The organism is Streptomyces sp. NPDC002994 (genome assembly GCF_040611155.1).
Taxonomy (GTDB): domain Bacteria; phylum Actinomycetota; class Actinomycetes; order Streptomycetales; family Streptomycetaceae; genus Streptomyces.
On record NZ_JBEXNQ010000018.1, the window covers coordinates 77,958 to 103,711 of the forward strand.

Genomic DNA, 25,754 nt, shown 5'->3' on the forward strand with positions numbered 1-25,754 from the left:
CGCCCGGGGACCAGGCCGATTGCGGAGGATCAGGGTGGGGACCACGCAGCTCGATACGGCGCCGGAGCCGAAGTACTGGCACCTCAAGACCGTGCTCAGCGAGGCGCTCGACTCCGATTTCGCGGTCGGTGAGATCCTGCCCAACGAGCGCGAACTCGCCGCGCGCTTCGGCGTCGCGCGTGCCACGCTCCGTCAGGCGCTCGAACAGCTGGAGCTGGAAGGCCGCTTGCAGCGCCGCCGCGGCGTGGGCACCACCGTCGCCCCGCCGCGCGTGGGAGTGGACGTCGGTACCTCGCAGCACGGCTGGCCGGGAGCGACCGGCGACTCCTGGCAGCCCCTCGACTGCACCAGTGCGGTCCCCCCGGCGGCCGTGGCCCGCATGCTCGACGGCGACTTCGACGACGAGGTCCACATGGTCCGCCGGATCCGCGTATCGCACGGCCAGCCGGTCGCGGCCGAGCTGCTGTACGTCCCGGTCGCCTCCGTGCCGGACCTCGCGGCCATCGAAGCGCCCTCGGGCGCCGCCCGCGCGCGCAGTGTGCTGCGGGAGCTGCAGCGCCTCGGAATGGACGGCCAGGACCGCGCCGTCGAGCTCGGCTCGGCCCGCGCGGACGACGCGAAAGAACTCGACCGCCTGCCGGGCGCACCCGTCCTCGTCGTCACCACGCGTTATTTCGCCGAGGGCAGGACCGCCGCCGTATCGGTGGCCACCTACCGGGCGGACACCTGCCGGCTCACCTTCGGTGACTCGGGCGACCTGGAGATCAGTCACCACACCCAGGAGCGCAGGGCCTCCTGATTCCGCGGTGAGCCCGACCGTCGTACGGCACGGCCCGTCGCACTCAACGGCGGGCCGTCACCGTTTTCTCGACGGCGAAGAGCTCTTCCTCGACATGATCGAGGGCGAGGCGCAGCGCCCCCGTCGCCACCGCCGCCTCACCCAGCAGCGACAGCGCCACCCGGGGCGGGCGCAGGCAGTAGCGCGCCAACTCGCCGCGCAGCGGCTCCAGTACGCCGTCGATGCCAGCCGCCCACCCGCCGATCACGACCAGCTCGGGGTCGAGCGCCAGGACCAGCGCCGCCACGCCGTGCACCAGCCGCTGGATGAACCGCTCGACGGCCTCCTGCGCGGCGGAGTCACCCTGCCTGGCGCGCCGGAAGACGGTGGCCACGGCTTGTTCGTCGAGGGGGAGCACCGGCTCGTCCGTCGTCGACAGGAGCATCTCCGGCGTGGCCTCGCGGCCCAGCAGATGCAGCGCTCCGATCTCGCCGGCCGCGCCGCCGAACCCCCGGTGCAGTCGCCCGCCGATCAGTGATCCCGCGCCCGGGCTCAGCCCGGCCAGTACGAAGACGATGTCGTCCGAGTCGACGGCGGCGCCCTTCCAGTGCTCGGCGACCGCCGCCGCGTTGGCGTCGTTCTCGACCAGTACGGGGCAGCGGAAGGACCGGCGGAGCCGCTCGCCGAGAGGCAGCCCCGTCCAGTCGGGGAGGGCCGTGCCCAGCCGTACGGTCCCGTCGGCCTCCACGATGCCCGGGGCCCCGACTCCGACGGCACGCAGTGAGCTGCGGGGAACACCGGCTCGGCGCAGTACGTCGGCGACCATGGCGCGCACCCGCTCCAGCCGCTCGTCCGCCGAGGCGGTCTCGGACACCGTGCGTGAGCCGGCGCCGATGACACGGCCGTCGAGGCCCGACAGCAGGGCAGCGATGCGGTGCGGACCGATCTCGACGCCCATCAGGTGCCCCGCCTCGGCGCGGAACCGGAACCTCCGCGCCGGCCGTCCCTGCCGCCGCGCCTCGCCGTCCTCGGCCGGGGCCTCGACGACGAGCCCCGTCTCCATCAGCCCTTCGACCACACCCTCGACCGTCGGCCGTGACAGGCCCGTGATGCGGGTCAGGTCAGTGAGCGTCGGCGAGCCGGCGCCCCGCAGGGCGTGCAGCACCACGGCGGAATTGATCCGCCGCAGCAAGGAGGGGTCCCCGCCGGTCAACCGCCCCACGGTGTGTCCTCCCAGCTCGCGCGCTTGTTCTGCCGGATCGTACTCGCTGGCTCCGAGCACTGCGAGCGCCGCCCGAGCAGGCCTTCGCGCCGGGGCGCGTCAGCTCGGGGAGACGAATCCGGACTCGTACGCGGCGATGACCGCTTGCGTACGGTCGCGAGCACCCAACTTGGCCGGCACCGCACTGACGTGGGTCTTCACCGTTTCCCTGCCGACGACGAGCTGGGCGGCGACCGAGTTCGCCTCCGCCGCATCCTCGATTTCCTCAACTGTTCCCCCTACGACCAACCAGGAGGCCTGAATCATGTCGACCACCGCGGTCCTCCGCTCCGAATGGATCAAGGTCAAGTCGGTGCGGGCCTCCGCCGGTTCGCTCGTAGCGGTCTTCGCCGTCACCCTCGCCATCACGGTGCTCGCGTATGCCACCGTCGGCCAGGCCGAGGCCGACAACGACGGATATGACCCCGTGTTCGGCGCCTTCTACGCCCTGAACTTCGGCCAGTTGGCCGCCATCAGTTTCGGAGCGACGGCGCTGTCCTCGGAGTTCCTCAACGGCGCCCTGCGGGCCTCACTCTCGGCGGTGCCGCGCAGAGGGCTCTTCTATGCGGCGAAGATGGCGGTTACGGGCGGCCTCGCGCTCGTTGTCGGGTTCGCCACCAGCTTCGCTTCCTTCCTGACGGGACAGGCGTTCATGGGGGAGTACGCCATCGGCCTCGGCCACCCGGGCGCGCTGCGCGCCTGTGTCGGCAGCGGTATATATCTCGCGCTCATGGCGCTCCTCGCCGCAGGTCTCACCGCGCTGCTGCGCAGCGGCGTCGCCGTCCTCAGCCTGCTCATCCCCTTCATTCTGATCGTCTCCTTCGTGGTGGGGGACATAGCCGGAGGAGTCGCCCAGTATCTGCCGGACCGCGCAGGACAGCAGGTGCTGCGCCTCAATCCTGAGGGTGATCTCGGGGCGTGGACGGGGCTTGCGGTCACCGCGGCCTGGGCAGCGGCCGCGGTGCTCGCCGGATGGTGGGCCGTGCGCCGTCGCGACGCCTGACGGCAGGCCAATTGTCAGTGGTGGGAGGTTTACTGACGACATGAGCACCGCACGGTATCTCGCCCTCATAGACCTGCTGCGCGCACAGGAATTCCCGGCCCAGCGCCGCAGGTCGGCCACCGGATTCAGCGGACCCGGCTATCACACGGCCCAGCTGAGCGCGGCCGACGAGTTGGAGGACGCGGACGCCGCTCAGCGTCTGGAGATGCGGGAGCAGTGCGTGGCGGAGTACGAGGCGCTGCTGGCCGTGCTCGGCGGCAAGTGGGGTGAGCCCCAGGTGTTCAGCCTCTGGAGTGTGCTGGAACGGAGCATCTTGGGAGATGAGATACCTGCTCCCTGGGACGAGTTGAGCGCGGGGTTCGACCTCGTGCACATCTGGCGTGCCGACGGCAGGTGGGTGGCGGTGGGCCTGGCCGGGGAGAACGAGGCGCCGTCGTACGAGCTGCTGGCGGTCGTCACCGAGGTAGACCCGCCCTAGTCGCCGAATTCCGGCTCCTGGCGGCCGGCTACTGGTTACCGGCCTCGTCGCTCGCCTGCGACGCGGCCCTCAGCCGGGCGTACTCCTCGGCCATGGTCCGCGCGGTCCAGTGGGCGTTGAGTCCGCTGGGGTTCGGCAGGGCCCATACCCGGGTCTCGCCGATTGTCCGCTCCTGCGGGCCGACCGACGCCTTCCGCTCACCGAAGGCCGTGCGGTAGGCGGTGATGCCGACCACCGCGAGCCACTTCGGCCGGAGCAGTTCGACCTTCTCCGTCAGGATCCGGCCGCCCGCGCGGAACTCCGCGTCGCTTATCTCGTCGGCCCGCGCGCTCGCCCTGGCGACCACATTGGTGATGCCAAGGCCATAGGAAAGGAGCTCGTCCTGCTCCGCAGGCTTCAACTGCCGGGGGGTGAAACCCGAGAGATGCAGTACCGGCCAGAAGCGGTTGCCGGGGCGGGCGAAGTGGTGGCCCGTAGCGGCCGACATCAACCCGGGGTTGATGCCGCAGAAAAGCACCCGCAGGCCGCCCGCGACCACGTCGGGGACGAGGCGGTCGCGCGCGGCCAGCAGTTCTTCGGGTGTCATGCCGTGCGGGTCAGAGGATCGATCCGGGGGCGTACGCCGCGGCCTCGGGATGCTGCTTGGCGATCTCCTCGATACGGGAAACCACGGCGCCGACCTGCTGCGCCGCTGCCCCGGTGAAGGACAGCTTGTCGGCCATCAGCTCGTCCAGCTGGGCCCGGTCCAGCGGGATCCGCTCGTCGGCCGCGAGCTTGTCCAGCAGCTCGTTGCGCTCGGCGCCCTGCTCGCGCATCGCCAGGGCGGAGGCGACGGCGTTCTCCTTGATGGCCTCGTGCGCGACCTCGCGGCCGACCCCGGCCCGTACCGAAGCCATGAGCACCTTGGTCGTCGCGAGGAAGGGGAGGTAGCGGTCCAGCTCGCGCGCCACGACCGCCGGGAAGGCGCCGAACTCGTCGAGCACCGTGAGGAAGGTCTCCAGCAGGCCGTCGAAGGCGAAGAACGCGTCGGGCAGCGCGACCCGGCGTACCACCGAGCACGACACGTCGCCCTCGTTCCACTGGTCGCCCGCCAGCTCGCCCGTCATCGAGGCGTAGCCGCGAAGGATCACCATGAGGCCGTTCACACGCTCGCAGGAGCGGGTGTTCATCTTGTGCGGCATCGCGGACGAGCCGACCTGGCCGGGCTTGAAGCCCTCGGTCACCAGCTCGTGCCCGGCCATCAGCCGGATGGTCTTGGCGACGGAGGAGGGAGCCCCCGCCAGCTGCACCAGCGTCGTGACGACCTCGTAGTCCAGCGAGCGCGGGTACACCTGGCCCACCGACGTGAAGGCCTGCGAGAAGCCGAGGTGAACGGCGATCCGCTGCTCCAGGTCCGCCAGCTTCTCGGCGTCCCCGCCCAGCAGGTCCAGCATGTCCTGCGCCGTACCGACCGGACCCTTGATCCCGCGCAGCGGGTAGCGGCCGAGCAGCTCCTCAAGGCGCCCGTACGCCACCAGCAGCTCGTCGGCCGCCGTCGCGAAGCGCTTGCCGAGCGTCGTGGCCTGGGCCGCGACGTTGTGCGAGCGGCCCGCCATGACGAGCTCCGCGTACTCCCCGGACAGCTTGCCGAGGCGGGCGAGGACGGCGACCGTACGGTCGCGCATCAGCTCCAGCGAGAGCCGGATCTGCAGCTGCTCGACGTTCTCGGTGAGGTCGCGGGACGTCATGCCCTTGTGGATCTGCTCGTGGCCCGCGAGCGCGTTGAACTCCTCGATCCGCGCCTTCACGTCGTGGCGCGTGACCTTCTCGCGCTCGGCGATCGACGCCAGGTCGACCTGGTCGAGCACACGCTCGTAGTCGGAGAGGGCCTCGTCGGGCACCTCGATGCCGAGGTCCTTCTGAGCACGGAGCACGGCGAGCCACAGCCGGCGCTCCAGCTTCACCTTCTCCTCGGGGGACCACAGGACGGCGAGTTGCGTGGAGGCGTAGCGGCCGGCCAGGACATTGGGGATGCGAGGCTTCGCAGGAGCAGCAGTCACGTGACCAGATTCTACTGGCGGTTTCTGCAGGCCAGCGCCGCGGTCCCGTTTGTGGCTACCTACGAGACGTCAACGATCAGCGTGACGACAGACGCGCTACGGAGAGGGAGGGGCGTACGGCAGGAGGTCGGGGCGCTTGGCCGGACGCCCGTCTCCCGAGGAACGCCCCGTGACGCGTCGCCCGATCCACGGCACCAGGTGTTCGCGCGCGAACCGCAGGTCACTCCCGCGCCGCGCCGCCCAGCCGGGCAGTACGCCGGGTGCCAGCGGCGTGCGCCAGTCGTCCTCGGCCGCGAGACCCAGCGTCTGCCACACCGCCTCCGCGACCCGCCGGTGCCCCTCCGCCGTCAGATGCAGCCGGTCCACATGCCACAGCCGGGGGTCGGCGAGCACGGGTGCGCCGTACAGATCGACCACCAGGGCGCCGTGCCGCGCCGCCAGCCCGTCGACGAAGTCGAAAAGCTCCTCCATACGCGGCCGGAAGCGCTCCATCACCGGACCGTTGCGGCCGGGACTGCGCATCAGCACCAGCTGCTTGCAGGACGGCGCCAGCTTCCCGGCCGCCTCTTCGAGGAGCCCGCACACCCTGCCCATGTCGACCTTCGGCCGGAGCGTGTCGTTGAGCCCGCCCACCAGTGTCACGACGTCCGCCCGCATGGCGGCCGCGACGTCGACCTGCTCGGCGACGATCTGGCCGATCAGCTTTCCCCGTACGGCGAGATTCGCGTACTGGAAACCGGGCGTGCGCGCCGCGAGCCGCGCGGCGAGCAGGTCCGCCCAGCCCCGGTACGTGCCGTCGGGCAGGGCGTCCGACATGCCCTCGGTGAACGAGTCGCCGACCGCGACAAGACTGGTGTAGGTGGCATTCGGTTCCATGGCGGGAGCGATGCTATCCCGGCAAGGGGAGTCGTTCGCGTGCGCCACCGCGTGGGCCACCGAGACGCGACGCCCGCGCGCCCCTAGGCCTGCCGCTGATCCGGCCGGCCCACCAACTCGCGCAGCACGTCCTCCATCGTGACCAGCCCCGCCGGATTACCGTCGTCGCCCAGCACCGCCGCCAGATGCGTCCGGCTGCGCCGCATCGCCGTCAGTACGTCGTCGAGCGGCGTGGCCGCCCGCACCCGGGCGATCGGCCGGAGCGCGGAGACCGGGAACGGCACGTTGCGCGGTGTCGCGTCCAGCGCGTCCTTCACATGCAGATAACCCAGGATCCGCAGCCCCTCCAGCACCGGGAAGCGGGAGAAACCCGACTCGGCCGACAGCCGCTCCAGGTCCTCCGGTGTCGTCCCCATCTGGGCGAACACCACGCGCTCCACCGGCATGACCACGTCCTGCACCGGGCGCCGGCCCAGCTCCAGGGCGTCGTGCAGCCGCTCGGCCGCGCGGTCGTCGAGCAGGCCGGCGTGGCCCGCGTCCGTGACCAGGCGCGCCAGTTCGTCGTCCGTGAACGTCGCGGACACCTCGTTCTTGACCTCCACCCGCAGCAGCTTGAGCAGCGCGTTGGCGAAGGCGTTGATCGCGAAGATCACCGGCCGCAGCGCACGCGCCAGCGCAACCAGCGGCGGCCCGAGCAGCAGCGCGGTCCTGACCGGCTCGGCCAGCGCGATGTTCTTCGGCACCATCTCCCCGAACAGCATGTGCAGGTACGTCGCCAGGGCGAGCGCGATGACGAACGAGATCAGGTGCGTCAGCCCGTCCGGCACACCGAGGGCATGGAAGACCGGCTCCAGCAGATGCGCGATGGCCGGCTCGGCGACCACGCCGAGCACCAAGGTGCACAGCGTGATGCCCAGCTGGGCGGCAGCGAGCAGCGCCGAGACGTGTTCGAGCCCCCAAAGGACGCTGTGCGCCCGCCGGTTCCCGCGTTCGGCCTCCGGTTCGATCTGGCTGCGGCGTACGGAGATCAGCGCGAACTCCGCGCCGACGAAGAAGGCGTTGACGACCAGCGTGAGCAGGCCGATGAGCAATTGGACCGCGGTCATCGCCCGGCCTCCTTTTCGCCGGAGCCGAACGAGTCGGCAGCAGTGGAGCCGTCAACAGAGTCACCCGGCAGCGGCGCGTGCAGCAGCACACGCGCCGCACGGCGGCCGGCCGCGTCCACCACGTCCAGCTGCCACCCGGCCAGTTCAATGCTGTCGCCGACGGCCGGGATGCGTCCCAGCTCGTTGGCGACCAGCCCGGCGAGCGTCTCGTACGGGCCTTCGTGCACCCGCAGTCCGACCCGCTCCAGCTGGTCCGTCCTGGCCGCACCGTCCGCCGACCACAGCACCCGCCCGTCGGCGTCCTCGCCCGCCGGAGCGAGGTCCGGCGTCTCGTGCGGATCGTGCTCGTCGCGCACCTCGCCGACGACCTCCTCGACGATGTCCTCCAGCGTCACGACCCCCGCCGTGCCGCCGTACTCGTCGATGACGACGGCCATGGTGCGCTTGCCCGACAGCCGGTCGAGGAGCCGGTCCACGGTCAGCGACTCCGGTACGAGCAGGGGCTCGCGCACCAGAGAGGAGACGGGGTACGACGGCCTGCGCTCGGCGGGCACGGTCAGTACGTCCTTGATGTGCGCGATTCCGACGACCGAATCCAGACTGCCCCGGTAGACGGGGAAGCGGGACAGCCCGGTCGCGCGGGTGGCGTTCGCGACGTCCTCCGCGGTGGCTTGAATGTCGAGTGCGGTGACCTGCACGCGCGGGGTCATCACGTTTTCCGCCGTCAGCTCAGCCAGGTTGAGGGTACGGACGAAGAGCTCGGCGGTGTCGGCCTCCAGCGCGCCCTCCCGCGCGGAGTGCCGCGCCAGAGCGACGAGCTCCTGGGGGGTGCGGGCGGACGCCAGTTCCTCGGCCGGCTCCATTCCGAAGCGCCGCACGATGCGGTTCGCCGAGCCGTTGAGGTGGCTGATGAGCGGGCGGAACGCCAGGCTGAACATCCGCTGCGGGGCCGCGACCACCTTGGCCACGCCCAGCGGCGAGGAGATCGCCCAGTTCTTGGGCACCAGCTCGCCGACGACCATCAGGACGACGGTCGAGAGCGCCGTACCAATGGCGAGAGCCACCGATGACGATGTCGAGCGGGAGAGGCCGACGTCTTCGAGCGGGCCGCGGATCAGCTTGCCGACGGATGGCTCGGCGAGCATGCCGACGAGGAGGTTGGTCACGGTGATGCCGAGCTGGGCGCCGGAGAGCTGGAACGTAAGGCTGCGTACGGCCTTGAGGGCACTTGCCGCGCCCCGCTCGCCGCGCTCCACGGCGCGCTCGAGGTCTCCGCGCTCGATCGTGGTCAGCGAGAATTCCGCCGCGACGAAGGCTCCGCAGGCGAGTGAGAGCAGCACGGCCACGGCGAGCAGAAGCACTTCGGTCATCGGTTCACCTCCGTCCCATGATCGGGCAGGGCCGGGAGGAGTGCGCGATGTCGACTACTGGGAGGCTCGCCCATGGGCGGACGCTCACACCTTTCAAAAGGGGGTGAATGATCCGCCCATGGTAAAGGACGGGCAAATTGCGCCACACGCCGGCCGAGTCAGTCGGCCAGGGGCTTGACCCACCGCCGCCACTGCGGCTGCGGGGCGTATCCCGCGGCACGCCAGGCATGGTGCGCGCGCTCGTTCTCCGTCAGGACCATCGCGTCGCCGCGCCGCCCTCCCAGCGCCACGAAACGTTCCTCCGCCGCCGCGAGCAGAGCCGATCCGATGCCGCGCCGCCGCCGGTCGGGGTGCACGGCCAGCCGGTACAGGTGGCAGCGCCAGCCGTCGAAGCCCGCGATGACGGTGCCGACGAGCTCGCCGCCGAGCTCCGCGAGGATCAGCGAATCGGGGTCGCGGGCGACCAGCCGTTCGACGCCCGCGCGGTCGTCGCTGATGCTCGTGCCCTCGGCGGCGTCCTTCCAGAAGGCCAGTACGGCGTCGAGGTCGCCGGGTGCCGCAGCCCGCATACGAAGATCATCCATGCGGGCATCCCACCATCCCGCTCGTCGCGGCGTCGACCATTTTTCTCACCCCTTGGCGCGGTCTCTTGCCGGTGCTAGCGCCGCCGCGCTAGCTTGATGGTGTGGCAAAGACTCAGCTGAACGTACGGGTGGACGAGACCACCGCCGAGGCCGCGCGGCAGCGCGCCCTGCAGCGCGGGATGAGCGTGAACCGCTACATCGAGGAGCTGGTCCGACAGGACGCGGGCGAGGTGGGACGTACCTTCGTCGAGGCCGCGTCGGACTTTATGAAGCAGTACGAATCGGTCTTCGCGGAGGAGTTCGGCTCGGAGCGCGAAGGCAAGCGTTGAGTCTCAAGATCGACCTCGCCTGGCTCCTCATGATCGCCGAACACAAGACCCCGGGTGACCCGCAGGTGGTCGACTGGGGCGCACTCGTCGCCGCCGTGGCCCGGCACGAGGCGGAGATATTCGGCATCCCCGTCTACAGCGATCCAGCCGCCCGCGCGGCCGCCCTGCTCCAGCTGCTGCTGCACGTGCCGGCGCTGGAGCGCTCGAACGCGATGTTCGCCTCGGCGGTCGCCTACGGCTATCTCGTCGCGTGCGGACTGAAGGTCGGAACCTCGCCCGAGCAGGTCAGGGACTTGGCCAGGCTCGTCAAGGAGGGCAAGGCGGACGTGCGTGTGATCGCGGAAGAGCTGCGGCAGTGGAGCCTGTGAGGGCGCCGGCCTAGGCGACGCCTTCTGTGGGTGCACTCGGCTCCGTGGGCGCAGTCGGCTCAGGGGGTTCCGGCGGCCGGTGGGCCACCCCCAGCACACACGGCGACGACGGCAGCCGCGGGCCCTTCTCCGGTACGAACAGCCGCCGGTAGGTGCCGATCTCGAACCCCGCCGCCGCGATGCCCGCGAGCGGGTCGCGCGCGGTGTGGCACCCTCCGAAAAGCACCGGCCATACGGTGCGGTCCAGCACCCGCTGCGCCGTCACCATCGCCCGGCCCTCGCCCCTGCCGTGCTCGAAGAAGCGCAGCTCTCCGCCGGGCCGCAGCACACGTTTGATCTCGGAGAGGGCGCGCGGTACGTCCCGTACGCTGCACAGCACCAGCGACACCACCGCCGCGTCGAACGCCTCGCTCTTGACCGGCAGCGCCTCCGCCGCGCCCGGCGCGACGTCCACCGGGACACCGGCGTCCAGGGCCGCTTTCACGGCCAACTGGCGCAGGCTGCGCTCCGGTTCGATCGCCACGACCTCGGAGACGGCCGACGGGTAGTGGGCGAAGTTCAGCCCGTTGCCCGCGCCGATCTCGATGACCCGGCCCGACAGACCGGACAGCAGCTCCGCGCGGTGCGCGGCCACCCCGCTTCTCAGGTCCGCGAGCACGCTGACGCGGGCGTAGAAACGGGCGAAAAGCGGGTGGTGCACGGCGTCCCGGGGAACCTTGCGGCGGCGCTTCGGCATCGCGGACCTCCTCCGGCGGGCGTACGGTTACCGCGATTCTTACCCCGTAGTGCCGCTCACGCCGCTCACGAAGCAGAACTCGTTGCCTTCCGGATCCAGCAGCACCTGGAAGGAGCCTTGCTCGTCGGCGACGATGCCGCCGGTTCTGGTCGCCCCGAGGCGCTCCGCCTCGGCGCTTGCCGTGGCCACGTCGCCCGCGTGCAGGTCGAGGTGGAGGCGGTTCTTGGCGGCCTTCCCCTCCGGTACGCGCTGGAACGCGACCCGGATCGAGTCCGGCGGGTCGACGTACGACCAGTCCGGACTCCGGTCGACCGGGTCGCCGCCCAGCAGGGCGGCCCAGAAGCGGACCAGTACGGCCGGCTCCGCGCAGTCGAAGACGATCTCGTCGATACGTGCTCGCATGCCGACGACCTTACGGGTTACCGGTGCTACGGGCGCCAGGTGCCGCCGAGCGCGGGCGCGAGCCACGTCGTGGCGCGGGTACGGAATTCGGCGGGGGCCAGGGCTCCCGCGCCCGCGGGGACGGCGCCGAGCAGGGGGGCTCCACCGGCCGCCTCGGGCAGGTCGGTCAGATTGCAGCGTTCGGCGAGGCCGGGGGCGCTGGGCCAGCTGCCGACGACGACTCCGAGCATCTCGATGTCGCGGGCGCGCAGGGCCTCGGCGGTCAGAGCCGTCGAGTTCAGCGTGCCGAGGCCGGCCGGGGTGACGACGAGGACGGGGGCGCCGAGGAGGCGGGCGGCGTCGGCGAGGGTGGCGCCTTCGTCGTCGAAGCGGACGAGGAGGCCGCCGGCGCCTTCGACGAGTACGAGGTCGTACTCGGCGGCGAGCTTCGCTGCCGCCGTGGCGACGTCGTGCGGCCGCACGGGGGGCAGGCCGGCGCGGCGGGCGGCCGTCGCGGGTGCCAGGGGCTCGGGGAATCGGGCGAGTTCGGCCCCCGCGACTCCGTCGCCCGCCAGCCGGACGACCTCATCGGCATCTCCCGGCTCTCCCGGAGCGAGCCCGGTCTGGGCGGGTTTGAGCACGGCGACGGTACGGCCCTGGGCTCGGGCGATGGCTGCGACTGCGGCCGTGACGACGGTCTTGCCGATCTCGGTGCCGGTGCCGCTGACGACGATGACGGCCATGCGGTGTGCTCCTGGTGGTTGGTCTTGTGGTGGGCGAGAGCGGGGGCTTTTGTGAGGGGCGCTGCCCCAGACCCCTGGTCCTCAAGCGCCGGAGGGGCTGGAATGGTTGGGCGAGCGGGTTTGTGCCGTGCGGCGCGCAACGTCCTGACACGGGGCGAAATCCGGCTCCGCCGAAAAATCCAGCCCGTCCGGCGCTTGAGGACACGCCCGCAGGGCGTCCGGGGTCTGGGGCGGAGCCCCAGTGCGACCGCTCACGCGCCCGCCGTCGCCGCCGCCCGTACCGCCCCGCAGATGCGGGCCAGGTCCGTGTCGTTCGTGACGTACGGCGGCATCGTGTAGATCAGGTCACGGAACGGCCGCAGCCAGACGCCCTCCCGCACCACTGCCCGCGTCGCCGCCGCCATGGCGGCTTCGTCAAGAGCACGGTCCAGCTGTACGACGCCGATCGCCCCCAGCACGCGTACGTCACGCACGCCCGGCAGCCCCGCCACCTCCGCCAGGCCTTCGCGCAGGCCCGTTTCGATGCGCTTGACCTCGCCCTGCCAGTCCTGGCCGAGCAGCAGGTCGATCGAGGCGCAGGCCACCGCGGCCGCCAGCGGGTTGCCCATGAACGTCGGGCCGTGGGCCAGGACCGGAACCTCGCCGCGCGAGATCCCGTCGGCCACCTCGGACGTACACAACGTGGCCGCCATCGTCAGGTAACCACCGGTCAGCGCCTTGCCCAGACACAGCACATCGGGCGAGACCGACGCGTGCTCCGACGCGAACAGCCTTCCCGTACGGCCGAACCCCGTCGCGATCTCGTCGAAGACCAGCAGTACCCCGTGCTCGTCGCACGCCTCCCGCAGCACCCGCAGGTACTCGGGAGAGTGGAAGCGCATCCCGCCCGCGCCCTGCACCACCGGCTCCACGATCACCGCGGCCAGTTCGTCCGCGTGGCGGGCGATCAGCGCGCGCAGGTGATCGGCGTACGACGCGTCGAACGTGTCGTACGACGCCGGCGGCGCGTCCGCGAAGACCTGGCGCGGCAGCGCCCCCTGCCACAGTTCGTGCATCCCGCCCTTCGGGTCGCACACCGACATCGGCTGCCAGGTGTCCCCGTGGTAGCCGCCGCGCCAGGTCAGCAGCCGCTGCTTGCCGGGACGGCCGACCGAGCGCCAGTACTGGAGGCACATCTTGACCGCGACCTCGACCGACACCGATCCGGAGTCGGCCAGGAAGACGTGCCGAAGCGGCTCCGGAGTGATCTCCACCAGCTTCGCCGCCAGGCGCACGGCCGGCTCATGGGTGAGCCCGCCGAACATCACATGGCTCATCCGGTCGAGCTGACCGCGCGCCGCCTCGTTGAGCACGGGGTGGTTGTAGCCGTGGACGGCCGACCACCAGGACGACATGCCGTCGATCAACTCGTCCTGGCCGTGCGCGGGCTGAGCGAGTCGCAGCCGTACGCCGGACGCCGACTCCACCAGTAGCGGCTCGGCCCGGCCGGGCATCGGACCGTACGGATGCCAGACGTGGTCGCGGTCGAGCCGCAGCAGCTCCCCGGGAGACAGCGGCTCAGGCATTGGGCGCGAGGTCCGTCCCGGCTCCCCGCCGGCGCACCGACACCAGGTCCGTACGGGCGGCCGGAATCTCCGGGGTCTCCTCTTCGGCGGCCGGCTCGCCGCACGCCGACGGCTCGCCGCACGCCGACGCGCAGCCGCCACCGCCCCGGTGCTCCGGCAACGTCGTCGTGTCCGTCCCCTCCACCTCGAAACCGGCGTCGGCGATCATCTCCAGGTCGGCCTGGCCGGCCTGGCCCTCGCTGGTCAGGTAGTCGCCGAGGAAGATCGAGTTGACCAGGTGCAGCGCGAGCGGCTGCATCGTGCGCAGATGCACCTCGCGCCCGCCCGCCAGCCGTACCTCCACGTCCGGGCAGACGAACCGCACCATGGCCAGAATGCGCAGCGCCCGCTGCGGGGTGAGGTTCCACTCCTTGGCCAGCGGCGTCCCCTCGAAGGGGATGAGGAAGTTCACCGGCACCGAGTCCGGGTCGAGCTCGCGCAGCGCGAAGACGACGTCCACCAGGTCGGCGTCCGTCTCGCCCATGCCCGCGATCAGACCCGAGCACGCGGACATGCCCGCGGCCTGCGCCTGCTGGACGGTCTCGACGCGGTCGGCGTAGGTGTGGGTGGTGGTGATGCCGCCGTACGTCGCCTCGGAGGTGTTCAGGTTGTGGTTGTACGCGTCCGCACCCGCCGCCCGCAGCCGCTCCGCCTGCCCGTCCGACAACAGCCCGAGGCAGGCGCACACCTCGACGTCTTCGTTCTGGTCCTTGATCGCCTCGATCGTCTTCGAGACGCGGTCGACGTCCTTGTCCGTCGGCCCGCGCCCGCTCGCCACCAGGCACACCCGCTTCGCACCGCCCGCGACGCCCGCGGCCGCCGCCTTCGACGCCTCGTCGGGCTTCAGCCAGGTGTACTTCAGGATCTCGGCCTTCGAGCCGAGCCGCTGCGAGCAGTACGAACAGTCCTCAGGGCACAGGCCCGACTTGAGGTTGACGAGATAGTTCAGTTTCACCCGCCGTCCGAACCACTGGCGGCGTACCTTTCCGGCCGCGGCCACCACATCGAGCAGCTCGTCGTCGGAGGTCGCCAGCACGGCGAGCGCTTCTTCGCGGGTCGGCAGCTCGCGCCGCAGCCCCTTCTCCACCAGCGTGTTCAGCAGGTCCATGAAGCCGATCCTGGACTACGGCACCACCTGCGGCCAAGGAGGAACCGCACAAGAGCGGCCTCACGAGGTGTGGGTATTGCCACACCCTGACCTCGCGCGCGCCCGGCTAGTGTCTGTGGGCTGCCTACAAAAGAGCCTACAAGCGAGCCTGCAAAAGGGCCTACCAAGGGACTCCGCCATGCCCCAGGGACCGTTCGACCCGTTCGACTGGATCGACGAACAGGCGGCGCTGCGCGCCAGGGCCGGCCTCGTCAGGACCCTGCGTCCGCGCCCCGCCGAGTCCCCTCTGCTCGACCTCGCGAGCAACGACTACCTCGGACTCACCCACCGCCCGGAGGTCACCTCCGCCGCGGCGGAGGCCGCCCGCCGCTGGGGCGCCGGCGCCACCGGTTCGCGGCTCGTCACCGGCAGCACGCGACTGCACGCCGAACTTGAGCGGGAATTGGCCGATTTCTGCGGTTTCGAGGCGGCCCTCGTCCTCTCCTCCGGTTACGCCGCCAACCTCGCCGCCCTCACCGCGCTCGGCGGCCACGGTTCGCTGATCGTCTCCGACGCCCTCAACCACGCCTCGATCGTCGACGGCTGCCGGCTCGCGCGCGCCACCACCGCGGTCGTGCCGCACGCCGACCCCGCGGCCGTACGCAAGACGCTCGACGCGCACGACGGCCGCGCCCTCGCGGTCACCGACTCCGTCTTCTCGGTGGACGGCGACGCCGCCCCACTCTACGAACTGGCGGCCGCCTGCCGTACGTACGGAGCCGCCCTCCTCGTCGACGACGCGCACGGCCTCGGAGTCCTCGGCGACGGAGGCAGGGGAGCGCTGAACGCGGCGGGCCTGGCGGGTACGGACGGCGTGGTCGCCACCCTCACGCTCTCCAAGTCCCTGGGCAGCCAGGGCGGAGCGGTCCTCGGACCGGCCCGGGTCATCGACCACCTGGTCAACACGGCCCGTACGTTCATCTTCGACACCGGTCTGGCGCCGGCTGCCGCGGGCGCCGCGCTGGCGAGCGTACGGCTGTTGCGCCGCGAACCGGGGCTGGCGGCGAGGGCCCGTACCGTCGCGGTGTCGCTGCACCGGGGAGTGACGGACGCGGGCCTGTCCGCCGTACGCCCCGACGCCGCCGTGGTGTCGGTACTGGCGCCCTCGCCTGAGGCGGCGGTGCGGTGGGCCGCCGACTGCCGGGCGGCCGGTCTGGTGGTGGGCTGTTTCCGTCCGCCTTCGGTGCCGGACGGGATCTCCCGGCTCAGGCTGACCGCGCGGGCGGACCTGACCGACCAGCAGATCGAGGAAGCGGTGGCCACGGTCGTGCGGAATGCGCCCACCGCCGCCTTCTGAGACTCACTGGGGTCGACTCCCCGGGCGGAGCGCCTCGTCACGGACCGCCGAAAGGAAGCACGTCCACGTGTCCGCCGCGAAGAGCAGGGCGGGCCGTGTGACGTTCTTGGAATCGCGCACGGCCAGCAGGCCGTCGGCGAGGCGGGCCGCCTCGACGCAGTTGTTCATCCCGGTGCTGCGGCTGCTGCGCCGCCACCGGACGTATCCAAGCGGTGCTGACATGGTGCCTCCCTACCGGACATCACCGGTACCGGCGATGAGAGCGAATGACTCCGAGGGTGAAAGGGCCTGTGCCTGAAGTGCCTTGAACGCGGCGTTGTACGCCTTGAGGTCTTCTTTCCGTTCGAGGTAGAGGCTACTCGTCAAATGGTCGAGAACGACCACATCCAGATCAGCTATGTTCGGAAAAGAGAAGATAATGAAAGGGCCGGTGAGTCCGATGTGCGCCCCGGAATCAAACGGCAGGACCTGTAAACGGACATGAGGCAATTCTGCCACCGCCAGTAACTTCCGTAACTGCTCTTTCATGATCTGCCGGCCGCCCACCGGCCGACGCAGTACCGCCTCGTCCAGCACCGCACTCAATTCCAGTGGCGCCGCCGCCCGCAGCACCTTCTGACGGGCGATTCGCACCTCGACCAGCGAATCGACTTTCGCCGCCGGCAGGTGCGCCAGCGCGGCCCGCGTCACCGCCCGCGCGTAGTCCGGGGTCTGGAGCAGCCCGGGCACCACCGCGGTCTCCAGCGTGCGCGCCGAACTCGCCTGCGACTCCAGGCTGATGAGGTCACGGTACTGGGGTGGCAGCAGGCCGCGGTACGCGTGCCACCAGTGCCGGCCGCCCTCGGGTGCCGACGGTCCGGTCAACGCGTCGACCAGTTCCCTGAGTTGGGGATCCGTCACTCCGTACGCGTCGAGCAGCCGGGTCACGTCGGACGGCTTCACGGCGCTGCGCCCCGTCTCGATCCTGCTCACCTTCGACTGATGCCACCCGACCAGGCGGGCGGCCTGGGGGCTGGTGAGCCCCGCCCTGTCGCGCAGTCTCCGCAGCTCCTCGCCGAGCTTGCGCCGACGTACCGCCGGACTGTGCCGCATATCCGCCTCCTTCCAACGGGCGAGGATGCACGGATACGACCCCGAATACGGTCTCGCGTAGCAGAGTTCACCGCTTCGAGCGACAGATATATGCATATCTTGGGGGATCACCCCCTATCACGGCACGATGAGTGGCACTCTGGCGCGAAGCGCAATCCGAGGCCGTCCTCGAAGTTCATCCGCTACGAGTCGGAGTCCGGCCCCGGTGGGAAAGGGACAGCGTCGCCATGGCAGATCACCAGGAAGTATCCGTCACTCTGCCGAGCGAGCCAGCCTCGGTCTCCGCGGCCAGGAGATATGTCGCGGAGATTCTCGGCGAGTGGGGCATGGCCCCGGGATCCGACGCCGCCGATACCGTACGGCTGATCGTTTCGGAACTGGCCACCAATGCCGTTCAGCACACCTTCGGCCAGTCGCCCACGTTCACCGTGGACGTGCGGCTGGAGCGGGACGAGCAGCTTCGCATCGGCGTCACCGACAGCCACCCCCGCTGGCCGAAACGGCTTCCCGCGGCCGTCCAGCAGGACAACGGGCGCGGCATAGTGATCATCCGCTGGCTGACCGCCGAGTGCGGGGGGCGGGTCTCCGTCCGGCCCACCGAGGAGGGCGGCAAGACCGTGTGGATCGAGCTGCCCTGGACCGTCCCCGTTCAGCAGCCCGTCCAGCAGCCAGTGCAGCGGTAGGCCCCGTCTCAGCGGTACGCCCGGGATCAGGCGGCGGAAGCCCGGCCGAAGGCGCCGCGCAGCAGCGCGCGCAGTGTGTCCGCCGCCGGGCTCGTCTCGCCGGGCCGGTGCACCACCGAGATCGTGCGTCGCAGCCCGGCCGGCTCCAGCGCCCGTACGCCCAAGGGCGTCATCGCCATCGCGGCGACCATCTCGGGCACCACGGCCACCCCGAGCCCCGCGCTGACCAGCGCGCACACCAGGGCGTAACCCGGTGACTCGCACACCACCGCCGGGGTCGCCCCCGCCGCGGCCAGCGCCGCCTCCACCCCCTGCCGGGCCGGATGCGACGGCGCACTGCTGATCAGCGGCTGCCCCGCGAGCTCGGCCACCGGCAGCCGCCCCGACCCGCCGGAGAGTGCGTGCCCGGGCGCCGTCACGAGTACGAGCTCCTCGTCCAGCAGTGGCTCCGCCGCGACGGCGGAGGGCATCGGCACCGGGGGAGCGGGTGCGTACGCATGGGTCAGCGCCAGATCGACCGCGCCCGAGGCCACCGCCGCGACACCGTCCGGCGGCTCGTAGTCGGCGACCGCGAGTTCCACGTCGGGATGGGCGCGGCGGAACGCACTGAGCACGGGCGGCAGCAGATGGATCCCGGCCGTGGTGAACGTACCGACGCGCAGGCGCCCGCCGGACAGCCCCGCGAGGCGCGCGAGTTCGTGCCGCGCCTGGTCCATCTCGTCGAGTACGCGCCGGGCCCGCGCCGCCAGCAGCTCCCCCGCGGCCGTCAGACGGGCCCCGCGGTGGTGGCGCACCAGCAGGGCGGCGCCCGCCTCGCGCTCCAGCTTGGCGAGCTGCTGGGACAGGGCGGGCGCGGTGTAGCCGAGGCGCGCGGCGGCCCGGGTGATCGAACCGGCCTCGGCGACCGCCACCAGCGCCGCGAGCCGTGTCGGGTCGTACATCTGCGGCCCCTTAAGCATTCCTTTAGGCAGACCCAGAAGATCGCAAGTACATGCTAAAGCCCCGGAGCGGCCAGGCTTGAGGGCATGGACGCACAACTGGTCGCCTTCACCGGCGTCGCCGCGGGCATGGTCGCCATGCCCGGCGCTGATTTCACGGTCGTCGTACGCAACGCACTGGCGTCACGCCGGGACGGGGTCGCGTGCGCGATAGGGGTCGCGGGCGGGCTCCTGGTCCACACGGCGCTCGCTGTGGCCGGGCTCGCGGCCGTACTCGTCGCGGTGCCGGCTCTCTTCCGCGCGATCCAGCTGCTCGGCGGCGCCTACATCCTCTACCTCGGCTGCCGGGCCCTGCGGTCCGCGCTGCGTCGCCCGGCGCCGCGGCTGAACGAAACGGAGACGGCCGCGGCCCGGGGCGCCGGCCGCAGCCTGCGCCAGGGCTTCCTCACCAACGCGCTCAACCCCAAGGCGCCGGTGCTCTTCCTCAGCCTGCTGCCCCAGTTCGTGCCGGCGGACCAGCAGCCGCTGCCCAGGACGCTGCTGCTCGCCACGATCGTCGTCGTACTCGCGCTGCTGTGGTTCCCCGCCGTGGCCCTGCTGGTGGACGGACTCGGCGAGTGGCTGCGGCGGCCGGGCGCGGCCCGCGCCGTGGAAGTGGTCAGCGGGGCCGCGCTCGGCGTGCTCGGGGTGGCCCTGCTGGCAGGCCCGGTGGTGGCGGCCACGTAACTCAAGAGGACCGTACACAAGAGGGCCGTACTCAGGCGGGCCGTATCTCCTCCGCGCCGCGCTCCACGCAGAATTCGTTGCCCTCCGGGTCGGCCATGACCACCCAGCCGCGGCCGTCCTCGACGCGCCGGTCGCTGACGATCCGAGCGCCGAGCGCGGCGAGCCGCTCCACCTCGGCATCCCGCGTGCCGTGCGGCGGCTGGATGTCGAGGTGGATGCGGTTCTTGACGGTCTTTCCCTCAGGGACCCGGATGAACAGAAGCCCGGGCACATTGGGTTGCTCCGGATCGATCAGCACCTCGTCGTCGCCCGGTTCGTCCAGCAGCTTGTAGCCGGTCAGGTGGGACCAGAACTCGGCGACGGTGTACGGGTCGTGGGCGTCGAAGGTGATGTGACGTACCGGATTTATGAAGGTCATGGCGGCGAACGTACCTTCCCGGACCGGCAGTCGCTCGGAATATTCAGCGCACCCGGCCGTACCGGACGCTCTTGGACCAGATCTTCTCCAGCCTCACCACGGCCCCCGACTTGGGGGAGTGCCAGATTTTGCCGCTCCCCGCGTAGATACCCACGTGGTACACGCTCCCCCCGGAGTGGAAGAAGACCAGGTCACCGCGCTGTCGGCTGGAGGCGGAGATGTGCCGGGTCTTGTTGTACTGGGACTGAGCGGTGCGTGGCAGGGTCTTGCCGGCCTTTTTGTACGAATAGAGCGTCAGCCCCGAGCAGTCGAACCGGCTCGGGCCCGTCGCCCCGTACTTGTACGGGGCCCCCTTCTTCGACGCGGCGACGTTGAGCGCCTTCGCGGAGAGCGATGCGGCGTGCGCCTCGGGGACGGCCCCCGGTGCCAGCATCGTGCCGCCGATCGCGGCGAGAGTGAGAGCCGAAGCGGCTCCGGCCCGGGACAGTACGGTCGGAACATTCCTGTGCGCGGTCATGCGCAACCCTTCGTCAGCCGCCTGTGAAGGATGACCTGTCGGGTTCGGACAGGCGAAGATGCCCGGCCGCGTACTGCGGCTTCACCCCGAGGGACGACCGTCTCCGGTCACCCCGTACTGCCTGGGTCCTCCACTCCTGCCGATGCACTCCTGTCGACCAGTCATCCGAAGCGGCGGCAGGACTCAGCGTCCGCCCGGACCGCCCCGCCGCGGTGGCGGGGGCTTGTCGTCCCACGGATCTTGACTCATGAACCGCCGGATTTCCGAGCCGAAACGACGTTTTGTGAGGCTGCTCACCGATGACCCGTTCGGGTGGACAGGGCCATTTTCGGATCCGGGCGCAGGGGGCTGGCGAACGCTGTACCAGCACTGGAACGGGTCATTCCGCCCAGCGAGTAGGCGTGTTGCGCAAGTGGGGCCGTACCGCTGTTCAGGTATTTCCTACCCCGTTTGGATGAGCCCTTCTCGTACGCCAATGGGGTAAGCGGTCGCGCGTGCCTCAACTCGCGGACGCGGGAGGGAGGGTGACACGGCCCGCACGCCGCTCTCCGTCGAGCACCCGCAAAGCCCGCGCGAGCGTGGCGGCATGCAGGCGCGTCTCGCCCCGCTCGTGCATCAGCGCCAGGGCGTCCCGCAGGCCGGCGGCCTTCCCGGCGAGAGTCTGGGCCGCCCGCAGCGCGCTGTAGGTGTCGGCGCCGTGCGCAGGATTGATGCGCCCCATCAGATCGAGCACTTCGAGGTAGCGGTCGACGAAATCGCACTCCGCGCGTGTCAGTGCGGGCAGCGGCGGCAGTTCGGGCGGCAGCATGCGCGGAATCACCTCGCGGCGGAGGAGGCGAACGTGGCCTTGCGGCTCGGCACGACATGGTCCACCAGGCCGTACGCCGCCGCCGCTTCGGCCGTGAAGACCTTGTCGCGCTCGATGTCGTCGTCGACGCGCTCCACGCTCTGCCCGGTGTGCCGCGCGAGGAGTTGGGTGAGCGTCCCCCGCATGCGCTCCAACTCCCGTGCCTCGATCTCCAGGTCGGAGGGCTGGCCGTGCACGGGCCGGTCGATGGAGGGCTGGCTGAGCAGCACCCGGGCGCCCGGCAGCGCGAGGCGCTTGCCCGGTGTACCGGCCGCGAGCAGCAGCGCGGCGGAGGAGGCGGCCTGGCCCAGACAGATCGTCTCGACGTCGCAGGAGACGAACTGGATCGTGTCGTAGATCGCGGACATGGCGGTGTGCGAGCCGCCGGGGGAGTTGATGTAGAGCGAGATGTCCCGGTCGGGGGCGTCGTGTTCGAGATGCATGAACTGCGCCATCACGTCATTGGCCGCGGTGTCGTCGACGGCCGTCCCGAGGAAGACGATCCGCTCCTCGAGCAGCTTCGAGTACGGATCGAGGGTGCGGCTCCCGGTGCTGGTGCGCTCCGTGAACTCCGGCAGTACGTAGCGGGCGCTGTGCGGGATCGGTCGGTACATGGCGGTGCCTCCGGAAGTCTCTGTAAAAAATGTACAGGACGTACAGCTCGTACTATGGGGAGCATGGCCTACGAGATTCCGGTGACGCAAGCCCGTGCAGAGCTGGCCGAGCTGATCAACCGCGTCGTCTACGGCGGTGAGCGGGTAGTGGTGACGCGCCACGGAAAGCCGTTGGTGGCGCTTGTTTCCGCCGCTGACCTGGCACGACTTGAGGGCGAGCAGGAAGCAGCCGAGGAGTCGGTGATCAGTTCCATCTCCACGATCGGCTCGGCGTCGTCCGCTGGAGGCGAACGGCGCCGCTTCGGCATCGCCGCCGAACACCGCGGCGAAGCCCCCGACAGCTGAGAAGCGCGTACGAAAAGGCCGTGCGCCCGGTCCGCTGAAGCGGGGGCGCGCGGCCGGTCTTGTGCTGCGCTCAGCCGACGGCGGCCGCTTCCTGGGCCCTGGCTGCCGGCCGTCGTCGCGCTCCCCTCAGTACGGCGGTCAGGCCGGGCGCGAGTGGGGGCGGGCTGAACGCGTTGATGACCATGGACTCGCAAAGGGCCAGTTAACGCGTTGGAAAAACTTCCGCTCTAACGTGCAATGCCTGGCCGTGCGGTCAGAAAACGCAGGTCAACAGAGTGTTGAAGTCGGATATGGTCCCGCTGCGCCCGAGGTGGACGCTGTGGTTCCGTTACGTCCCGGCCTCGTTGACGCGTTGGACTCCGCCTGCCCCCGTCCGGGCGGCCTGGCGGTACGACTGGAGGTAGCACGCGTGCAACTGACCCCGCACGAGCAGGAAAGACTGCTCATCCATGTGGCGGCCGACGTGGCGGAGAAGCGCCGCGCTCGCGGCGTGAGACTCAATCATCCCGAATCGATCGCCCTCATCACCTCCCACATTCTCGAAGGCGCCCGCGACGGCCGCAGCGTCGCCGAGCTCATGTCGTTGGGCCGCAAGGTGCTCACCCGTGACGACGTCATGGAGGGCATCCCCGAGATGATCCACGACGTACAGGTCGAGGCGACCTTCCCGGACGGCACCAAGCTCGTCACCGTCCACGAACCGATCGCCTGACGGGGAGACACGGCCGATGATCCCCGGAGAAATCCTGTACGCCGACGACCCGGTCCCCCTCAACGAGGGCCTGCCCGTCACCCGCCTCACCGTCCTCAACGCGGCCGACCGGCCCGTCCAGGTCGGCTCCCACTACCACTTCGCCGAGGCCAACCTGGGCCTCGCCTTCGACCGCGCCGCCGCCCGCGGCCTGCGGCTGAACATCGCCGCGGGCACCGCCGTGCGTTTCGAGCCCGGCATCCCCGTCGACGTCGAACTCGTCCCCGTCCGAGGCCGACGCGTCGTCGCCGGACTGCGTGGGACCACCGGAGGTGCCCTCGATGCCTGAGCTCCTGCGCCCTGTGTACGCCGACCTGTTCGGCCCCACCACCGGCGACCGCATCCGCCTCGCCGACACCGACCTGCTGATCGAGATCGAGGAGGACCGCTGCGGCGGGCCCGGACGCGCCGGTGACGAGGCGGTGTTCGGCGGCGGCAAGGTCATCCGCGAGTCCATGGGCCAAGCGCGTACGACCCGGGCCGAGGGAGCTCCCGACACCGTCATCACGGGCGCGGTGATCCTCGACCACTGGGGCATCGTCAAGGCCGACATCGGCCTGCGGGACGGGCGGATCACCGGCATCGGCAAGGCCGGCAACCCGGACACCATGGACGGCGTACACCCCGACCTGGTCATCGGCCCCGAGACCGAGATCATCGCGGGCAACGGCAAGATCCTCACCGCCGGCACCATCGACGCGCACGTGCACTTCATCTCGCCGACCGTCGTCGACCAGGCCCTCTCCTGCGGCATCACCACGCTCGTCGGCGGCGGCACCGGACCCGCCGAGGGGACCAAGGCCACCACGGTCACGCCCGGCGGCTGGCACCTGGCCCGGATGTTCGAGGCGCTGGAGCATTACCCCGTGAACATCGGGCTGCTCGGCAAGGGCAACACCATGTCGCGCGACGCCATGCACGCCCAACTGCGCGGTGGCGCGCTCGGGTTCAAGATCCACGAGGACTGGGGCGCGACGCCCGCCGTCATCGACGCCTGCCTGGGCGTGTGCGAGGAGACCGGCGCGCAGCTCGCCATCCACACCGACACGCTGAACGAGGCCGGGTTCGTCGGCGACACCCTCGCCGCCATCGCCGGGCGTACCATCCACGCGTACCACACCGAGGGGGCGGGCGGCGGGCACGCGCCGGACATCATCACGGTCGTCTCCGAGCCGTACGTCCTGCCCAGCTCCACCAACCCGACCCGGCCGCACACCGTCAACACCATCGACGAACACCTCGACATGCTGATGGTCTGCCACCACCTCAACCCGGCCGTGCCGGAAGACCTGGCCTTCGCCGAGTCGCGGATCCGGCCGTCCACCATCGCGGCCGAGGACATCCTGCACGACCTCGGCGCGATCTCGATCATCTCCTCCGACTCGCAGGCGATGGGCCGCATCGGTGAGGTCGCGCTGCGCACCTGGCAGACCGCGCACGTCATGAAGAAGCGCCGGGGCGCGCTGCCGGGCGACGGCCGCGCCGACAACCACCGTGCGCGTCGCTATGTCGCCAAGTACACGATCAACCCGGCCGTCGCGCAGGGCCTCGACCACGAGATCGGCTCGGTCGAGAGCGGAAAGCTCGCCGACCTCGTGCTGTGGGAGCCCGCCTTCTTCGGCGTCAAGCCGCAGCTCGTCATCAAGGGCGGACAGATCGCGTACGCGCAGATGGGCGACGCCAACGCCTCCATTCCGACTCCGCAGCCGGTGATGCCCCGTCCGATGTTCGGCGCGATCGGCAGGGCTCCCGCCGCCAACTCCTTCAACTTCGTGGCGCAGGCGGCGATCGAGGACGGGCTGCCCGAACGCCTCGGGCTCGGCAAGCGGTTCGTACCCATCCGGAACACCCGGCGGGTCACCAAGGCCGACATGCGCGAGAACGACGCCCTGCCGCGTGTCGAGGTCGACCCGGACACCTTCACGGTGACGATCGACGGCGACGCGGTCGAACCGGCGCCGGCGGCCGAACTGCCCATGGCCCAGCGCTACTTCCTCTTCTGACCATGGACGTTTCTGCTGACACTCGCGGCGAGTTCCCGGCGCACGGGTCACGGGCCGCCCTTCTCGTCCTCGCGGACGGGCGGTTTCCCGCCGGGGGCCACGCCCACTCCGGTGGCGCCGAGGCGGCCGTCAAGGCGGGGCGGATCCGCGATGCCGCGGACCTCGCCGCCTTCTGCCGGGGCCGCCTGCACACCACCGGCCTCACCTCGGCGGCGCTGGCCGCCGCCGCGGCCCTCGGCGTGGACGCCCTCGAACTCGACGAGGCCGCCGACGCCCGTACGCCGTCACCCGCCCTGCGGGCGACGGCGCGCAAGCTCGGCCGGCAGCTGATGCGCGCCGCCCGCGCCACCTGGCCGTGCGACGCGCTCGACGCGCTGGCCGCCGCCCGCCCGCGCGGCGCGCACCAGCCCGTCGTGCTCGGCGTCACCGCCCGGGCGGCGGGGCTCGGGCCCGAGGACGCCGCACACTGCGTCGCGTACGAGACCGTCGGCGGACCCGCCACCGCGGTGGTACGCCTCCTCGGTCTGGACCCCTTCGAGGCCACCGGCGTCCTCGCCCGCCTCGCACCCGAACTCGACCAGGTCGCGCGGCGCGCCGCCGAAGCGGCCATCCGCGCACGGGACGAAGGAACCGGCGCGCTGCCCGCCGCTTCGGCGCCACTGCTCGACATCACGGCGGAGGCGCACGCCGCCTGGCCCGTACGCCTCTTCGCCTCGTAAC

The 25,754-nt window shown here is 71.0% G+C and carries 32 protein-coding genes, 1 pseudogene and 1 riboswitch; of the genes and pseudogenes, 13 read left to right on the top strand and 20 right to left on the bottom strand.

The features are described 5' to 3' along the window. Nucleotides 1-34 precede the first annotated feature (34 nt). Nucleotides 35-799 carry a GntR family transcriptional regulator gene (locus tag ABZX79_RS24015; RefSeq protein ID WP_355261239.1) on the top strand — a complete coding sequence of 255 codons (765 nt, stop codon included), beginning with the start codon at nucleotides 35-37 and terminating at the stop codon, nucleotides 797-799. A gap of 43 nt (nucleotides 800-842) precedes the next feature. Here the strand turns inward: ABZX79_RS24015 and ABZX79_RS24020 are convergent, their stop codons facing one another. Both ABZX79_RS24020 and ABZX79_RS24025 read right to left on the bottom strand, forming a co-directional pair. Beyond that, the gene (locus ABZX79_RS24020; protein ID WP_355261242.1) at nucleotides 843-2,000 is read right to left on the bottom strand and encodes an ROK family transcriptional regulator; all 1,158 of its coding nucleotides are present in this window, start codon (nucleotides 1,998-2,000) and stop codon (nucleotides 843-845) included. A 99-nt stretch (nucleotides 2,001-2,099) separates the two neighbouring features. Then, a pseudogene (locus ABZX79_RS24025) lies at nucleotides 2,100-2,243 on the bottom strand (LuxR C-terminal-related transcriptional regulator); the annotation flags it as partial. 61 nt (nucleotides 2,244-2,304) lie between these two features. Here ABZX79_RS24025 and ABZX79_RS24030 point away from each other — a divergent pair. Both ABZX79_RS24030 and ABZX79_RS24035 read left to right on the top strand, forming a co-directional pair. After that, nucleotides 2,305-3,042: an ABC transporter permease gene (locus ABZX79_RS24030; RefSeq protein WP_355261245.1), complete on the top strand. Its 738-nt coding sequence runs from the start codon at nucleotides 2,305-2,307 to the stop codon at nucleotides 3,040-3,042. Between the two features lie 40 nt (nucleotides 3,043-3,082). Continuing rightward, nucleotides 3,083-3,520, top strand: a complete 438-nt coding sequence (locus tag ABZX79_RS24035; RefSeq protein ID WP_355261248.1) for a hypothetical protein — start codon at nucleotides 3,083-3,085, stop codon at nucleotides 3,518-3,520. A gap of 28 nt (nucleotides 3,521-3,548) precedes the next feature. Here the strand turns inward: ABZX79_RS24035 and mug are convergent, their stop codons facing one another. The 6 genes from mug to ABZX79_RS24065 all read right to left on the bottom strand — a co-directional run bounded on the left by mug (nucleotide 3,549) and on the right by ABZX79_RS24065 (nucleotide 9,495). Continuing rightward, on the bottom strand, nucleotides 3,549-4,106 hold the full coding sequence (gene mug / locus ABZX79_RS24040) for a G/U mismatch-specific DNA glycosylase (RefSeq protein ID WP_355261251.1): 558 nt from the start codon (nucleotides 4,104-4,106) through the stop codon (nucleotides 3,549-3,551). Between the two features lie 10 nt (nucleotides 4,107-4,116). Next, on the bottom strand, nucleotides 4,117-5,559 hold the full coding sequence (gene purB, locus ABZX79_RS24045; protein ID WP_355261254.1) for an adenylosuccinate lyase: 1,443 nt from the start codon (nucleotides 5,557-5,559) through the stop codon (nucleotides 4,117-4,119). A 96-nt stretch (nucleotides 5,560-5,655) separates the two neighbouring features. Continuing rightward, entirely contained in the window at nucleotides 5,656-6,435 is a 780-nt protein-coding gene (locus tag ABZX79_RS24050) for an SGNH/GDSL hydrolase family protein (RefSeq protein ID WP_355261257.1), read from the bottom strand. Between the two features lie 83 nt (nucleotides 6,436-6,518). Further along, nucleotides 6,519-7,541, bottom strand: coding sequence for a hemolysin family protein (locus tag ABZX79_RS24055; RefSeq protein WP_355261259.1), 1,023 nt, complete (start codon nucleotides 7,539-7,541; stop codon nucleotides 6,519-6,521). Continuing rightward, nucleotides 7,538-8,911: a hemolysin family protein gene (locus ABZX79_RS24060; protein WP_355261262.1), complete on the bottom strand. Its 1,374-nt coding sequence runs from the start codon at nucleotides 8,909-8,911 to the stop codon at nucleotides 7,538-7,540. The genes ABZX79_RS24055 and ABZX79_RS24060 overlap by 4 nt, the downstream gene beginning before the upstream one ends. A gap of 158 nt (nucleotides 8,912-9,069) precedes the next feature. Then, nucleotides 9,070-9,495: a GNAT family N-acetyltransferase gene (locus ABZX79_RS24065; protein WP_355261265.1), complete on the bottom strand. Its 426-nt coding sequence runs from the start codon at nucleotides 9,493-9,495 to the stop codon at nucleotides 9,070-9,072. A 101-nt stretch (nucleotides 9,496-9,596) separates the two neighbouring features. Between ABZX79_RS24065 and ABZX79_RS24070 the strand changes: the two genes are divergently transcribed. Further along, the gene (locus tag ABZX79_RS24070) at nucleotides 9,597-9,824 is read left to right on the top strand and encodes an antitoxin (RefSeq protein ID WP_214978322.1); all 228 of its coding nucleotides are present in this window, start codon (nucleotides 9,597-9,599) and stop codon (nucleotides 9,822-9,824) included. Continuing rightward, the gene (locus ABZX79_RS24075; RefSeq protein WP_355261268.1) at nucleotides 9,821-10,192 is read left to right on the top strand and encodes a fic family toxin-antitoxin system, toxin component; all 372 of its coding nucleotides are present in this window, start codon (nucleotides 9,821-9,823) and stop codon (nucleotides 10,190-10,192) included. Before ABZX79_RS24070 ends, ABZX79_RS24075 begins: the two co-directional genes overlap by 4 nt. A 10-nt stretch (nucleotides 10,193-10,202) precedes the next feature. Here ABZX79_RS24075 and ABZX79_RS24080 read toward each other — a convergent pair whose 3' ends face one another. The 5 genes from ABZX79_RS24080 to bioB form a co-directional block, all read right to left on the bottom strand. After that, nucleotides 10,203-10,928, bottom strand: coding sequence for a class I SAM-dependent methyltransferase (locus tag ABZX79_RS24080; RefSeq protein ID WP_355261271.1), 726 nt, complete (start codon nucleotides 10,926-10,928; stop codon nucleotides 10,203-10,205). Nucleotides 10,929-10,967: 39 nt separating this feature from the next. Then, complete coding sequence (locus ABZX79_RS24085; RefSeq protein WP_355261274.1) at nucleotides 10,968-11,330, bottom strand: VOC family protein; 363 nt, start codon at nucleotides 11,328-11,330, stop codon at nucleotides 10,968-10,970. Nucleotides 11,331-11,356: 26 nt separating this feature from the next. Next, complete coding sequence (bioD, locus tag ABZX79_RS24090) at nucleotides 11,357-12,052, bottom strand: dethiobiotin synthase (RefSeq protein ID WP_355261277.1); 696 nt, start codon at nucleotides 12,050-12,052, stop codon at nucleotides 11,357-11,359. A gap of 251 nt (nucleotides 12,053-12,303) precedes the next feature. After that, a complete protein-coding gene (locus ABZX79_RS24095; protein WP_355261280.1) occupies nucleotides 12,304-13,617 on the bottom strand; it encodes an adenosylmethionine--8-amino-7-oxononanoate transaminase in 1,314 nt (437 codons plus the stop codon). Continuing rightward, nucleotides 13,610-14,764 (bottom strand): biotin synthase BioB, encoded by a 1,155-nt coding sequence (gene bioB, locus ABZX79_RS24100; protein WP_355261283.1) that lies wholly within the window; start codon nucleotides 14,762-14,764, stop codon nucleotides 13,610-13,612. Before bioB ends, ABZX79_RS24095 begins: the two co-directional genes overlap by 8 nt. Nucleotides 14,765-14,942: 178 nt before the next feature. Here bioB and ABZX79_RS24105 point away from each other — a divergent pair, with 178 nt between their 5' ends. Beyond that, on the top strand, nucleotides 14,943-16,100 hold the full coding sequence (locus ABZX79_RS24105; RefSeq protein ID WP_355261286.1) for an 8-amino-7-oxononanoate synthase: 1,158 nt from the start codon (nucleotides 14,943-14,945) through the stop codon (nucleotides 16,098-16,100). Nucleotides 16,101-16,103: 3 nt separating this feature from the next. Here the strand turns inward: ABZX79_RS24105 and ABZX79_RS24110 are convergent, their stop codons facing one another. Both ABZX79_RS24110 and ABZX79_RS24115 read right to left on the bottom strand, forming a co-directional pair. Continuing rightward, nucleotides 16,104-16,322 (bottom strand): DUF397 domain-containing protein, encoded by a 219-nt coding sequence (locus ABZX79_RS24110; protein WP_355261289.1) that lies wholly within the window; start codon nucleotides 16,320-16,322, stop codon nucleotides 16,104-16,106. Between the two features lie 9 nt (nucleotides 16,323-16,331). After that, nucleotides 16,332-17,192, bottom strand: a complete 861-nt coding sequence (locus ABZX79_RS24115) for a helix-turn-helix transcriptional regulator (protein WP_355261543.1) — start codon at nucleotides 17,190-17,192, stop codon at nucleotides 16,332-16,334. Between the two features lie 227 nt (nucleotides 17,193-17,419). On the opposite strand from ABZX79_RS24115, the gene ABZX79_RS24120 reads away from it, so the two are divergent. Continuing rightward, nucleotides 17,420-17,875 (top strand): ATP-binding protein, encoded by a 456-nt coding sequence (locus ABZX79_RS24120; protein WP_355261292.1) that lies wholly within the window; start codon nucleotides 17,420-17,422, stop codon nucleotides 17,873-17,875. Between the two features lie 26 nt (nucleotides 17,876-17,901). Here the strand turns inward: ABZX79_RS24120 and ABZX79_RS24125 are convergent, their stop codons facing one another. Next, on the bottom strand, nucleotides 17,902-18,816 hold the full coding sequence (locus ABZX79_RS24125) for a LysR family transcriptional regulator (RefSeq protein ID WP_355261295.1): 915 nt from the start codon (nucleotides 18,814-18,816) through the stop codon (nucleotides 17,902-17,904). Between the two features lie 84 nt (nucleotides 18,817-18,900). On the opposite strand from ABZX79_RS24125, the gene ABZX79_RS24130 reads away from it, so the two are divergent. Next, a complete protein-coding gene (locus ABZX79_RS24130; RefSeq protein ID WP_355261298.1) occupies nucleotides 18,901-19,539 on the top strand; it encodes a LysE family translocator in 639 nt (212 codons plus the stop codon). Between the two features lie 31 nt (nucleotides 19,540-19,570). Here the strand turns inward: ABZX79_RS24130 and ABZX79_RS24135 are convergent, their stop codons facing one another. The 4 genes from ABZX79_RS24135 to ABZX79_RS24150 form a co-directional block, all read right to left on the bottom strand. Beyond that, nucleotides 19,571-19,957, bottom strand: coding sequence for a VOC family protein (locus ABZX79_RS24135; protein ID WP_355261301.1), 387 nt, complete (start codon nucleotides 19,955-19,957; stop codon nucleotides 19,571-19,573). A 43-nt stretch (nucleotides 19,958-20,000) separates the two neighbouring features. Continuing rightward, on the bottom strand, nucleotides 20,001-20,474 hold the full coding sequence (locus tag ABZX79_RS24140) for a C40 family peptidase (protein ID WP_355261304.1): 474 nt from the start codon (nucleotides 20,472-20,474) through the stop codon (nucleotides 20,001-20,003). A 2-nt stretch (nucleotides 20,475-20,476) separates the two neighbouring features. Next, nucleotides 20,477-20,660: riboswitch (cyclic di-AMP (ydaO/yuaA leader) on the bottom strand. Nucleotides 20,661-20,973: 313 nt separating this feature from the next. Continuing rightward, nucleotides 20,974-21,282 (bottom strand): hypothetical protein, encoded by a 309-nt coding sequence (locus tag ABZX79_RS24145; RefSeq protein WP_355261307.1) that lies wholly within the window; start codon nucleotides 21,280-21,282, stop codon nucleotides 20,974-20,976. Nucleotides 21,283-21,290: 8 nt separating this feature from the next. Then, entirely contained in the window at nucleotides 21,291-21,935 is a 645-nt protein-coding gene (locus ABZX79_RS24150) for an ATP-dependent Clp protease proteolytic subunit (protein ID WP_355261310.1), read from the bottom strand. A gap of 63 nt (nucleotides 21,936-21,998) precedes the next feature. Here ABZX79_RS24150 and ABZX79_RS24155 point away from each other — a divergent pair, with 63 nt between their 5' ends. The 5 genes from ABZX79_RS24155 to ABZX79_RS24175 all read left to right on the top strand — a co-directional run bounded on the left by ABZX79_RS24155 (nucleotide 21,999) and on the right by ABZX79_RS24175 (nucleotide 25,753). Further along, nucleotides 21,999-22,280 carry a type II toxin-antitoxin system Phd/YefM family antitoxin gene (locus ABZX79_RS24155; protein ID WP_355261313.1) on the top strand — a complete coding sequence of 94 codons (282 nt, stop codon included), beginning with the start codon at nucleotides 21,999-22,001 and terminating at the stop codon, nucleotides 22,278-22,280. A 409-nt stretch (nucleotides 22,281-22,689) separates the two neighbouring features. Beyond that, on the top strand, nucleotides 22,690-22,992 hold the full coding sequence (locus tag ABZX79_RS24160) for an urease subunit gamma (RefSeq protein WP_355261316.1): 303 nt from the start codon (nucleotides 22,690-22,692) through the stop codon (nucleotides 22,990-22,992). 16 nt (nucleotides 22,993-23,008) lie between these two features. Then, nucleotides 23,009-23,320, top strand: coding sequence for an urease subunit beta (locus ABZX79_RS24165; RefSeq protein WP_355261319.1), 312 nt, complete (start codon nucleotides 23,009-23,011; stop codon nucleotides 23,318-23,320). Then, a complete protein-coding gene (locus ABZX79_RS24170; RefSeq protein WP_355261322.1) occupies nucleotides 23,313-25,034 on the top strand; it encodes an urease subunit alpha in 1,722 nt (573 codons plus the stop codon). The genes ABZX79_RS24165 and ABZX79_RS24170 overlap by 8 nt, the downstream gene beginning before the upstream one ends. Before the next feature lie 2 nt (nucleotides 25,035-25,036). After that, nucleotides 25,037-25,753 carry an urease accessory UreF family protein gene (locus ABZX79_RS24175; RefSeq protein WP_355261325.1) on the top strand — a complete coding sequence of 239 codons (717 nt, stop codon included), beginning with the start codon at nucleotides 25,037-25,039 and terminating at the stop codon, nucleotides 25,751-25,753. Nucleotide 25,754 lies beyond the last annotated feature (1 nt).